At 34.6% G+C, this 12,035-nt stretch carries 14 protein-coding genes; 9 read left to right on the top strand and 5 right to left on the bottom strand.

The features are described from left to right. Positions 1-8 precede the first annotated feature (8 nt). Both U9R83_RS18095 and U9R83_RS18090 read left to right on the top strand, forming a co-directional pair. Positions 9-350, top strand: coding sequence for a DMT family transporter (locus tag U9R83_RS18095; RefSeq protein ID WP_115654581.1), 342 nt, complete (start codon positions 9-11; stop codon positions 348-350). Next, positions 350-664 carry a DMT family transporter gene (locus U9R83_RS18090; protein WP_014458914.1) on the top strand — a complete coding sequence of 105 codons (315 nt, stop codon included), beginning with the start codon at positions 350-352 and terminating at the stop codon, positions 662-664. Before U9R83_RS18095 ends, U9R83_RS18090 begins: the two co-directional genes overlap by 1 nt. 140 nt (positions 665-804) lie before the next feature. Here U9R83_RS18090 and U9R83_RS18085 read toward each other — a convergent pair whose 3' ends face one another. Both U9R83_RS18085 and U9R83_RS18080 read right to left on the bottom strand, forming a co-directional pair. Next, the gene (locus U9R83_RS18085) at positions 805-1,389 is read right to left on the bottom strand and encodes a YitT family protein (protein ID WP_328575348.1); all 585 of its coding nucleotides are present in this window, start codon (positions 1,387-1,389) and stop codon (positions 805-807) included. A 1,117-nt stretch (positions 1,390-2,506) separates the two neighbouring features. Then, complete coding sequence (locus tag U9R83_RS18080; RefSeq protein ID WP_116740089.1) at positions 2,507-2,842, bottom strand: winged helix-turn-helix transcriptional regulator; 336 nt, start codon at positions 2,840-2,842, stop codon at positions 2,507-2,509. A 143-nt stretch (positions 2,843-2,985) separates the two neighbouring features. Between U9R83_RS18080 and U9R83_RS18075 the strand changes: the two genes are divergently transcribed. Continuing rightward, positions 2,986-3,480, top strand: coding sequence for a lactoylglutathione lyase family protein (locus tag U9R83_RS18075; RefSeq protein ID WP_116740088.1), 495 nt, complete (start codon positions 2,986-2,988; stop codon positions 3,478-3,480). 298 nt (positions 3,481-3,778) lie between these two features. Continuing rightward, positions 3,779-4,819, top strand: a complete 1,041-nt coding sequence (locus U9R83_RS18070) for a zinc-binding dehydrogenase (RefSeq protein WP_042991991.1) — start codon at positions 3,779-3,781, stop codon at positions 4,817-4,819. Between the two features lie 51 nt (positions 4,820-4,870). Here the strand turns inward: U9R83_RS18070 and U9R83_RS18065 are convergent, their stop codons facing one another. Next, complete coding sequence (locus U9R83_RS18065; protein WP_033580113.1) at positions 4,871-5,038, bottom strand: gamma-type small acid-soluble spore protein; 168 nt, start codon at positions 5,036-5,038, stop codon at positions 4,871-4,873. A gap of 913 nt (positions 5,039-5,951) precedes the next feature. Here U9R83_RS18065 and U9R83_RS18060 point away from each other — a divergent pair. Continuing rightward, a complete protein-coding gene (locus tag U9R83_RS18060; RefSeq protein ID WP_328575347.1) occupies positions 5,952-6,128 on the top strand; it encodes a hypothetical protein in 177 nt (58 codons plus the stop codon). Positions 6,129-7,048: 920 nt separating this feature from the next. Next, entirely contained in the window at positions 7,049-7,249 is a 201-nt protein-coding gene (locus tag U9R83_RS18055; protein ID WP_013056497.1) for a cold-shock protein, read from the top strand. 247 nt (positions 7,250-7,496) lie between these two features. Here the strand turns inward: U9R83_RS18055 and U9R83_RS18050 are convergent, their stop codons facing one another. After that, positions 7,497-7,697: a cold-inducible protein YdjO-related protein gene (locus tag U9R83_RS18050; RefSeq protein ID WP_144634986.1), complete on the bottom strand. Its 201-nt coding sequence runs from the start codon at positions 7,695-7,697 to the stop codon at positions 7,497-7,499. A gap of 309 nt (positions 7,698-8,006) precedes the next feature. Between U9R83_RS18050 and U9R83_RS18045 the strand changes: the two genes are divergently transcribed. From U9R83_RS18045 to coaD, 3 genes are all read left to right on the top strand, one after another. After that, positions 8,007-8,606 (top strand): hypothetical protein, encoded by a 600-nt coding sequence (locus U9R83_RS18045; protein ID WP_328575346.1) that lies wholly within the window; start codon positions 8,007-8,009, stop codon positions 8,604-8,606. Between the two features lie 22 nt (positions 8,607-8,628). After that, positions 8,629-9,540, top strand: a complete 912-nt coding sequence (locus U9R83_RS18040; RefSeq protein WP_328575345.1) for a hypothetical protein — start codon at positions 8,629-8,631, stop codon at positions 9,538-9,540. 271 nt (positions 9,541-9,811) lie between these two features. Beyond that, positions 9,812-10,297: a pantetheine-phosphate adenylyltransferase gene (gene coaD, locus U9R83_RS18035; protein WP_208733053.1), complete on the top strand. Its 486-nt coding sequence runs from the start codon at positions 9,812-9,814 to the stop codon at positions 10,295-10,297. Between the two features lie 260 nt (positions 10,298-10,557). Here the strand turns inward: coaD and U9R83_RS18030 are convergent, their stop codons facing one another. Next, positions 10,558-11,547, bottom strand: a complete 990-nt coding sequence (locus U9R83_RS18030; protein ID WP_217027140.1) for a ketoacyl-ACP synthase III — start codon at positions 11,545-11,547, stop codon at positions 10,558-10,560. Positions 11,548-12,035: the final 488 nt, after the last annotated feature.

Below are 12,035 nucleotides of genomic sequence, written 5' to 3'. Positions count from 1 at the left end.
AGAGTCAAATGAATCGCGCTTGGGGTTTATTAGTTTTAGGATCCATATTAGAAATATTCTGGGTCATGGGGTTAAAACATGCTGATGATGCACTCACGTGGACAGGAACAATTATTGCCATTGTTTTATCTTTTGGCCTATTAATTAAGGCCACTTCAAAACTTCCTGTTGGAACAGCCTATGCTGTATTTACTGGACTTGGTACCACGGGTACTGTGTTACTTGAGATGCTAGTTTTTGGAGAGCCATTTCAACTTGTAAAGATTATCTTAATTCTGGTTCTTCTTGCGGGTGTTATTGGTCTGAAGCTTGTAACCGGAAGTACAAATCAAGAAGGGAGTGCTTCATAATGGGATGGATTTTTCTTGTTTGTGCAGGAGTCTTTGAAGTTGTAGGTGTCACAGGTTTAAACCTTATATTACGTAATAAAAACATCTTCTCATTTGCAGTCTTTGTCTTAGGACTGGGAAGCAGCTTCACCTTCTTAAGCCTAGCCATGCAATCTCTGCCAATGGGAACAGCTTATGCAATATGGACAGGAATTGGAACAGTTGGGTCAGGACTTGTAGGAATCCTATTTTATGGAGAATCAAAGAGCTTAGCTAGAATTATATTTATGGCTATGGTATTAAGTGCCGCAATTGGTCTAAAGCTTATTAGTTAACATAATGGATTCTCTAGGAACGAACGATAAAAGAGAACCCTTTAGTCAATCTTAGAATTGTTATAAGGGCCTTTCAAATTTATAAAAATCAAGAAAGTGCAAAAAATGGAGGATAGAAGATACTAATTTTATAATCCAAATTATTCTTTTTTAGTAATTAACGAAGTCGTCATTCCACCTATAAAAATTGTCGAACATGAAAAAAGAAACGTTTTAGGTCCTAATAAAGGAAGACCTGCTGTTATGATAAAACCATCTATAATTAAAATAACCATCCCTATGTTTAAAGAAAAAGCTTTTGATATAAGTTGTGCTAGTAAATCTGTTCCTCCAGTGCTGGTCTCATATCGAAGCATAAGATCAATCCCTGTCCCAATACACACTCCTCCAAGGATTACACTAGGAAAAACAGGAAGTTGAAACTGGTCTTTAATAGGTTCTAGCCAATCAATCAATAAAGAAGAAATAACTAAACCATAAAAACTATTATAAAAATAAGTTCTTTCATAAACCCAAGCAAACCAGCATAATGGAAAACCCAAAATAATAATCATCACACCTGTAGGAAATTCAAAATAATAGTGAAGGATGAGAGCAATCCCAATTGTTCCTCCATCTAACAAATAATGAGGAACTAAAAATCCATTAATTCCTATACTTAACAATAAGCTTCCGACTAGAATAACCGATATTTTCCGAATAATAATAATCACCTTTTTAGTCAATTTATCTCTTACTATATGTATAAGCTTTAGCTAGCTGTCATGAATGTTTTTATCGGAAAAGCGCTTAGAATAATTTATTCTAAGCGCTTTTTAATTTTATAGATCAGGGAGATTATAAAAAATACGGATTCAGAGCCGAAAGCATTCTGACTACACTATATGTTTTCATTCTTTATCAGGCAACTTGCCTAAATTGAATACTTTTTTATCATTTGAGCAAACTACTCAAGATGTCTGAACGGCGTCTTCCACTGCAACCTTGTAAGAAAGAAAGCTGCCAGGGAGGGCAGCTTTCTTTCTTATCGATTATCTAGGAAATAAAATTCATTAGTGTAACCACACTATTCATGATGATTAAAGTCATCAATAAAAACATAGTTTGCACTAGAGAAAACTACTGCTGTCCCAGTGGTTTTTTCTATTTTTAGGTAGTTTGTTTTTTAAAGGACAAAAAGTCATAGCACTTTAAAAACAGGCATATGATTTATAAAGACCTCAACGTGCTTATAAATTGAATTAGTAAATAACCCTTGAATGTATTGATTCAAGGGTTATTTTCTTTTTATATGAATTAAAACATCGTAACCAGAACAAACTACACAAGACGCCGTGAGGCATCAGCGAAAATCCTTACTGCAATAGAGCAGAAAAAACCTACCTCTTTTGATTGGGAAGAGATAGGTTTTTTTCTGTTTTTAAGGTGTATAAGATATACATTCTTAGTTAACATAATCACTCTTTTCCGGAACACATCAAAAAAGAGAACCCTTATGGGAGTAAGGGTTCTGCAATGGTCACTTTTATAGAATATGCAACTTTTTATTCATCCTTGATTTATCAACGTTTGGCCTCGGGCTGAGTGACAAATAGATGCATAAAAAGCGCACCTTTTATTCATAGGCAGCAACATATTGAAAATATCCTATAATTACATAATGTGGTAACATGCTTATGTTTCAATGCTTCGGATACGTATGAACAAGCCCTTAGTACCACTTAATTTAATATGTACAAGATTACCTTCTAACGGTATTGCTTCCTATATACCAGTTCTTAATTTATTACCAATATTTAGAGTATTTTACAATAGGCAAATATTTTTGTCAAAGCTCTCCAATCAAAAACCTTCTCCATGTTCTTTCCCCCATGTATGCATCAGGTCTAAGATGGGCATTAACGTTGTTCCCTTGCTGGTTAAGGAATAGTCCACTTTAGGTGGTACGGTATTGTACTGAGTCCTATTAATTAAGTCATCTTGCTCAAGTTCTTTTAATTGTTTCGTCATTACTTTATGGCTCACACCAGGTAACAAGTGACGTAATTCACTATACCTTAATGTCCCGTCTACGCCTAAATGCCATAGGATCACTGTTTTCCATTTGTTACCTATCTTTCCTAGTGTATATTCAATAGAACATTTTAATTTTCCTGTATCATCTATCGGAGTGTTCATTTCATTCTTCAGTCCTTTCTTACCTTTAGGTTAGTTTCTCACAAAAAAGTGCGTTCTTCCATAATTCAAAATTGTGAAATACAATATTCATGTGTTCGACAGCAAACACTAAAATCATTAAAAAAATTGGAGGAATATAAATTATGTTCACATATCCTAAAACATTTTCTCATATCGGTCTTTCAGTACCTAACCTAGATGAGGCAATTAAATTCTATACTGATGTGTTCGGCTGGTACGTTATTATGGAACCTTCAGATGTAGAAAATGATGACACACCTATCGGTCAAATGTGTCGAGATGTATTTGGGAATGACTGGGATAAATTCAGAATTGCACATTTAGCTACTGGAGATAAAATTGGCGTAGAAATGTTTGAGTTCCCTGAAAATAAAAAACCTGAAAATAACTTTGAGTATTGGAAAACAGGAATTTTCCATTTCTGCATTCAGGATCCAGATATTGAAGGTCTTGTAGAGAAAATTAAGCAACATGGTGGTAAACAACGTATGCCTATCAGAGAATATTACCCAGGAGAAAAACCATATAAAATGGTTTATGTAGAAGATCCATTTGGAAATATTTTTGAAATTTATACGCATAGCTATGAGTTAACTTATTCACAAGGCGCCTACTAATAAATAATCTCTTTCCACCAGCAAAATCTTTTGTTGGTGTTTTTTATTATATGGTAGCGCCATGTTACAAAACAATAAAAAAGAGAGTTTATTAATATTTCTAAATTTAATGATCCAATGGTTTTTGACACTGCGAAACAGAAGTAAAAAGAAAAGGCCGTAAAAGTATACTGACTCCAAACTTGATGATAATAGAGAGAAGAGCGCATAATGAAATATGCATGTTTTTTTCTAAACTATAAGCAGCCGTATGAAATATATTAAAAACTATATTCGTAAAAAAGAAGGTGACTGTTCTATGAAAGCTGTACAAGTAACAGGGTATGGAGACGTAAGTAAATTAAGCCTAGTGGAAATTCCTATACCTGAACCGAAAGAAAATGAAGTTCTTATAAAAGTAAAGGCCTGTGCTATTAACAATACAGAAATTTGGATGAGAGAGGGTGCTTACGGTACTGACTCAAAATCTGGATGGCGACCGGAAGGAGTCCAGTTTCCACGTACACCAGGATCTGATATAACGGGAAAAGTAGTAAAAGCAGGAAAGTTAGTAGAGGAGTCTATAGTGGGAAAAGATGTTGTTTTATTCCCTTTTATATCTAGTGGAGAAGAAGGGTACGAACATATTTCTGATGATATGTCCTTTATAGGTTCAGAATACGATGGTGGTTATGCTGAATATGTGGTTTGGCCTGCTGAACTTTGCTTTGACATGCCCCTATCAAGCTATTCAGAAAGTGCTGTTTTTTCGGTAAGTGGGTTAACTGCTTGGCACATGGTCAAACAAATTCAAGCTCAACCAGGTGAGACAGTTATAGTAACTGGAGCAAATGGTGGTGTGGGATCATTAAATGTACAAATTGCCTCTAAAGTCTTTGGTGCTAAAGTTATTGCAATCACGGGGGACTTAGAGAATCAAGAAAGAATTAAGGAATTGGGAGCCACACACGTATTATCATATAAATCTGATACTCTTTCAGAAGACATTTTAGAACTGAACGGAGGTCCGGTCGATTCCGTTCTAGATGTTGTAGGAGATGCTTTGTTTTCCATATCTCTTCAAGTTTTAAAAAACGGAGGGAAATTTTGCATTTCAGGTTCTGCTGGTGGTCAGCATACAAATTTTGATTTTAGAACATTGTATCTAAAACATATTACAATGTATGGATCTGTGTTGGGAACGAGAGCAGAGTTTAAAGATATGCTTAAGGCAATTTCTGAGGGGAAAATTAAACCAGTTATCGATAAAATTTTCCCTTTAGACAAAGCAAAAGAAGCCCAAGTGTATTTTAAAAATAAAGGGAAGTTAGGGAAGATTTTATTACTTCCCGAAGAATAACCTTGTATCACAAAGGGTTCTTTCAACGAGCATGAAAGAACCCTTTTAACATTATTTTTGGTTTTTGTTTGCTTGAGCGTTTTGACGTTTAACGTGTTGTACGTCAGTCTCGCTAGCAAATTCCGTACCGTATTTGCCAGAAGATGCTTGAGCATTCTTTTGCTTCACGTGTTGTACATCTGTTCCTGAAGCTGTCTTGTTAGAGTATTTGTTTTCCATTACTATCACCTCCACAAGAATTAATATATCCAAGTGGAGAGACAGTATCCTTAGAAGTACCTGGTAAGAAAAAATTGAAAATTTCAGGAAGTATTGGGCATATCACTATGAGGCAACATGTACAAGAAAACATCGTCAATAGTTTGTTCAAATTTTTACCGATTATATATTATAATCTTTAGGCAGCATGCTCTTAAGATAATTCGTTGTGTAATTTTAGAATAGATGTACACCTTAAAATAGAGAGGTGTATAAAATCATGAAAAAGAATAGACTATTTTTAATACTGTTAGTTATCACTTGTTGGTCCAGCTTTTCATTTATGAAAGGCAAAGATTTTAAACGTTTTCTTCCAGCGTCCATTGCTATTTGTATGGTAACTAAATACCTTAATTCTTATGCTAAGAGAAAGAATTTTTGGTCTTTTAAACAAAGTATACATCCGAAAATTCCTGGTGAAGATGTGTGGACATGGGGGCCCTTTTTTACTGTATCCATGTGGGTGCTTAAATCCACATACCGTAAATTTCCTCTGTATATAGCTGTAAACTTTATGATTCATACTACATTTACATTTGTAGTTGTACCTAAATTAAAAAAGGGCAGCATCTTTAAGCTTAAGAAAATTAATCCTTTTCAGTACGTAACCATTTTGACTGTTAGACAACTCCTGTTATATGGTTTTCAACATATAAGTGAGTTTATAATGTCGAAGAAACTAGAGATAAAGTCGGATAATGGGGAGCATTAATAGGAGCATTCCTTTATTAGGTTATTTGGTAAGTGATAAAAGTATCTGGCTACAAGACAAGACAAACACCTTCTAAATAGCTGATTGTTTCTTCAGCTGTCTCTACTTGAAAGTAGAGACAGCTTTTTTAAACCTCTCATCGCTTTTTTCTCGGCTAGGTATATGAAAGACGAAGAAGACGTTGATTTTGTTCCCAAAGATGCTAAATTTTCAGGTGGAGAAGATTTAAGTACAGTACTAGTCCACGGATATGCTAATAGTAAAGAGAAGAAAAAAGAAGTGTCTGTCACAGTAGATTACGGTGATGATTACCGAGTAACAGGGTATGGATACAATTAAAGAAAACCTATGTAGAGAACTCTGTACACCTTAATTGAAGACTTACATACAAATAAACAAGTATACCTCAGATAGTATGTATAACAAAAACGAGATGCAAACGATTATGCATCCCGTCATGTGAAGAAGGAAAAATCAGCTTTTAATGCAGCATATGATCTTTAAGGAACACCTCATTTACGTAATTCCATCGCCTAATGAAACAGTAACTTGAAAAAGTATATTCTCTTTAACAAACACCTCATTTAAGCATTGAACTAAAAAATATACAATGTGAACGAAATCGTTCTTGGTCTGGGACAAACACCTCATTTGTATAGTGATAAATGAATATTATTGTCTACCCATTATATATATTCTTACTACGTTCATGACTACCATCCCCTTATGAATCAAACATACATCGATTTACAATAAGGTTTTCTGAAATATGCCTGCTGTAGACACCTCATCCCAAATGTAAGAAGCTTTGTAATGATTAGTTGTAATCAATAACTTGTTTTCCTTCTTCCCTAAATAGAATATCCCAATAGCTTCTTTATAATTCAATAAAGCTAACAGGTGTTTTTTGGATTACATATGCTCTTCATTTATAAGAAAGATTAAATAATGAATTATTATGAATAGCTATAATAAATGAAGATATACACATATTCAATACGCTCGAGTATTCATAAGCTATGCTACATATGCCTATCATAAGTTTTGGTAACGGAAAGACGAATAGGTAGAACTTGTTGAAAGGGATATTTTCCTTATTTGCTATCAATCCTACTATGTGTTACACTACGGATAACTTATTTTTGTTCGGTATATTGAGAAAAGAAAAAACCCTAAGTAGAAGTTTTTATCTTGAAATAGTATGTTTGGGCAAGATTAGTAATACATTTGTGGAGTATTCCACAGCAGGAGGCAACATTATGACACAAGGTACAGTAAAATGGTTTAATGCAGACAAAGGTTTCGGTTTCATTGAAATCGAAGGCGGAGACGATGTATTCGTTCATTTCAGTGCTATTCAAGGTGAAGGTTTCAAATCATTAGAAGAAGGTCAAAAAGTTACTTTTGATATTGAGCAAGGTCAACGCGGAGCACAAGCTGCTAACGTTCACAAAGCATAATTAAAAGCGACCCCAAAAAAGACTCCTGTAAAGGAGTCTTTTCTTATGGTTTTATAATTACAAAACCGTGATTTACCTACTATTAGTTAACTAAAAACCCCAGGCTTTTTAAAAGCTTGGGGTTTAGTCAAGACGATCGATACAAGGTTAAGTAGTTATAACATACAATAGAAATAGAAAGCAAATATGAACCAAGACTTTTTTATGGATAGATAGTGTTTGGTCTTTAAGAAAGCATAGGTTTATATTATCTTCTATGCGGATTACGGGGGATTTTATCAATAAGCCGTTTTTTAGCTTCCATCTGACTTTTACACAAAGGACATTTCTGATGACTGTCGTAAGAGAAGTCTTTCCTCATCCAGCCTTTACACTCTTCTACTGTACATTCCCAAATTTCTGTTTCCTCTTGAATCGGAGGTTCTTGATTTCTTTTACTATAATGCATATTAATCACTGCTCCTCTCTTTAGAAGTATGCCTTATAAAGAGAGCATAAATACTTTATACCTTTACGTTTTCTTATGGGGGGGTTTATTGTTTAAAAGTTAGACATGCAGTCCAGTATCTAATCTGAGAGTCTCTATTTTTTACTGTATTTCCTTCTACACTTTCCACATTCATTCTGTAGTGCAGATAAATAGCAAAAACATATAACAAAGTGAAAAGAGGCAGGGGAAGTTCCCTGCTTCTTTTTTTATATTGTGAGTTAAAAATATTCCAATCGTAATATGATGTTGTTAAGAGGGGGAATGAATGTGAGTAATTTAGCACAGGAAGAAAGAGGAAAAGAAAAAAAGAAAAGAAAAATGATACTTATTGTTTTGACATTTGTGCTCATTATTGCAGCGTTTGCTTCAATTGGTGCTTATCATAATCACCAAGAACGCGTAGCAGCAGAGCAAAAGAAAAAGGCCGAGCAAAAATATAAAGAGAATTTGTCCTCAGCCTATGACCAAATGGTAGCTGCTGGCTCAATGATGGAAGACATCATTAATGGTTATACAGAGGTTTGGCATGCGGCTATATGGAATAATGGTGCTACGATCGATGGTCAACACTATACAGATTTTAACATGGCATTAGATGCTCAAATGGCATCTTATGATACGAATGGGGATTTAGCTACGGTAGAAGCTACAATAACTGCATTAGACCAGACAATGGATAAATTAAAGAATCCTCCGGCTAAGTTTAAAGATGAGTATACTGTCGCTCTTGATGCTTATACGGCTGTTAAAGATATGAATACTTATGTAAATCCTTCCGGTTCTTATCAGACTTATTCTCAAATCACAAATGAAAAAGATAATGAACTGGCAAGTAAGTTAAATAGTTTAGAAGTGCGTATTGATTAAATCAAATAATGGGGGAAAGAGAATGTCGCGACAACAGGAGCAAAAAGGGTTCTTTAAAACGTTATTTAGTAAGTGGTGGGCATGGGCACTAGTACCTGTCGCATGTATTGCTCTTATTTTTACTGCTCTGATTATCAGCATTGGGATTACACCAGAATCAGTAGAAGAAGTGACCTCGCAAAAGGTAGAGGTTCAAGAAAAACTAGATAAGAGTGAAGCAAGACGAGAAAAAGTAGAATCTTCACTGGAACAAACAAAATCTTCTCTTAAAGACGCTCAAGCCAAGCTAGTGGATAGCGAAGCAAAGCTGAAGAAAGCTGAATCTACATCAAAAGATAAAAAAGAAGCTAGTAAAAAGGATTCGGAAGCACTCCAAAATAAGTTAGCTAAAAGTGAAAGCAGCTTAAAAGAAACGAAAGGTGACTTAAAACAAACGGAGGATAAATTAAATAGTGCGAATGCTAAGGTAACTGAGTTAACAAAACAATTAAAGGAAGCTAACAATCAAGTCGCAAAAGCCAAAGAGGAAGTAAAAAAGGCTAATGCGAAAACGGAAGAGGCAAAAGCAGAAACTGAAAAGGCACTGGCTAAAGCGAAAGAAACACCTGCACCTACCAAAGAAGAGTCAGTAAAAGAAGAACCTAAAAAAGAAACTGCATCATCAGGTAATTTCCATAATCCTGTTCTCGATCTTGATCCAAGCAATGTAGCTAGTACAATTAAATCAAATGCAGAAGAGAGGTGGAAAGATGATTATCAAATGCAAGACTATGAGGTACAGCAGCAAACGTCAGCTTATAATCAATTGAAGAACGTAGCGGTTGATAGTGAAGTGAAACAAACTCAAATGGAAAACGCATTAAGCAGGTGGGGCTATGACTTTGAAATGGTTCAGTATGAGTACAATGAGCAGATGAATGCTTATAATAATTAGAGGGGGAAGGTAGGAGGGGATAGCCGAGGCTGCTGGGGGGCAGTTTTGGTTATGCTATCTTTCTTTAAAAAATGTTAACAACCCACTAAAGTTGACGTTATTCCTTTAACATTTGAAAACACATTAAAAATCATCATTCGTAAACGTATACTTTTACGGACAAGATATTCAAATCTATTACAAGATGTTAAAGTAATTATTATTGCTAACAAAATGAAAAGCTTACCGATTACTTTCCAAAATGGTTAGTAGTAAGAAGTGAGGTGATTAAATGAAGGCTATATATCCAGGGAGCTTTGACCCAATTACAAATGGCCATATTGATATTATAAATAGAGCCAGTGAATTTTTTGATGAAATTTTAGTCGCTGGTTTGGTGAATTCTAAGAAACAATATTTATTTTCTACCGAAGAGAGAAGACAGCTAATTGAACAATCATTTAAAGATAATAAAAAAGTCAAAGTTGATACATTTGAAGGATTACTTGTAGATTATATGAAAGAACACAATTATAGAGCGATTATCAAAGGCTTGAGAACTGTGACTGATTATGGGTATGAAGCCCAGATGGCGTTAACAAATAAAAATCTATATAAAGAAGCTGAAACATTCTTTATTCACTCAGAAGAAAAATATTCTTTTCTTAGTTCAAGTATGGTAAAGGAAATCTATTCTAATGGGGGAAGGTTGAGCAGTTATATTCCCGAGCACGTTGAAAAAGCACTTTTATTGAAAGTTCCATGTTACCAAGTATAAATAATGTACACGCACATGTTATCTTGGAGTAAGGCTGCTTTTCTTAATAGAAAGGTGTCCTTTCCTATATTTTTATGAACATACTCTATTTATAGAAGTAAATGAAAAGATCCTACATCATTTTGGTGTAGGATCTTTTGGTGTTGTCATGCGGATCGTCTTTGTTTAGGTTATTTAAGGGTTAATTAACATTGTGTATAGAAACTTACTAACTTCTCGTTAGCTGTAAAATTCTTGTTGCAATGATATACATTAATTGTTTACTCTTTACCTAAATCCCATTTAATAATATGACCTGCGTGGGTAAGGCCTCCTCCAAATCCGTAGAGTAAGAGAACGTCTCCATCTTTTAATTTTCCTTCGTTTATCCCTATTTGTAGTGCTAGAGGAATGGAAACAGAAGAAGTGTTTCCCATGTACTCGACACTAGTTAATGTCTTCTCAACTGGAAACTCTGATCTTTCACATATAGACTCAACCATTCGTAAATTGGCACTGTGTGGAACGAACCAATTTACTTCACTCTTTTGTAGATTTGCTTGTTCTAGCAATTCAGCCATACCTAAAGGAATTGTTCGAGATGCCCACTTATATACTTCCCTTCCATTTTGCACCATCTTGCCACTCGAACTCAAAGGTTGTCCATGCATGGTAGTAGATAAATTGGTGCGGTATACATGTTTACCTCCCTTTCCATTTGTACCAATATGCGTAGCAATAAAACTTGGGCGCTCTGCATCACTTTCGACCAAAACAGCTGCAGCTCCATCCCCAAATAGGACACATGTAGTGCGATCTGTATAATCTGTAACCTTTGATAACGTTTCTGCAGTTACGACTAAGACTTTATCATGAAGTCCAGATGTAATAAAGGCGTTTGCCATGTGTAATCCGTATGTAAAGCCAGCACAGGTAGCGTTAAAGTCTAGCGCCCCAGTTGTAGGAATATCAAAGTAATCTTGTATTTGGGCTCCCACGCTTGGAAATACATAGTCCGGTGTTGTAGTTGAGACAACGATACACCCTACATCCTTTAATTCTTTTTGATACTGTTCCACTAAGTTTTCAATTGCTTTAATAGCTAGGTCAGAAGAATATTCATTTTCATCGGCAATTCTTCTTTCCCTCATGCCAGTTCGTTTCACAATCCATTCGTCGTTAGTATCTACAACTCGTTCTAAATCGTCATTCGTAAGTCTTTTTTCTGGTACGTATGTACCTATTGCTGTAATACGTGCAGTTGATTTCATTGTATTCACCCTTCTTTATTATCAAGATATATAAGTTGATATTAGTACTAGGTACTAATAAAGTCAATGATTTTATATGAAAAAATTGTAAAATGAGTTCACCCGATTTTAATTGAAAAATATAAACCTCTCCAAAATTGTACTCGGAAGAGGTTTATATTTAATAAGGTCATAAAAGGATTAAGTTAATAAACATATGTATAAAACACATATTTTTTATACATTCATTTTATCAATTCTCTCGCATCAAACCTTTACAAATAAGAGATTTATAAAAAACTGTATAAACGATAAATTCAAAAAGCAAACAAGCCCTTGTGTATCAAGAACTCATTTTTTGCGTGTGTTCCGGAAGAGTGTTTATGTAAACTAGCTCTGTATAGAGTATACACGAAAAAGCTTTTCATTATATTTGTTAAAGTTCAGTTGACGGTTAAATAGGTTGGTGTTAGATTAATTTAAATATCCAAAAAATGGGGGTAGAGACT

This window comes from Priestia sp. LL-8, from assembly GCF_036227845.1.
In the GTDB taxonomy this organism is placed as follows: domain Bacteria; phylum Bacillota; class Bacilli; order Bacillales; family Bacillaceae_H; genus Priestia; species Priestia zanthoxyli.
The sequence above is the reverse complement of the archived record's forward strand: the minus strand, read 5'-3'. Positions and strand labels throughout refer to the sequence as shown.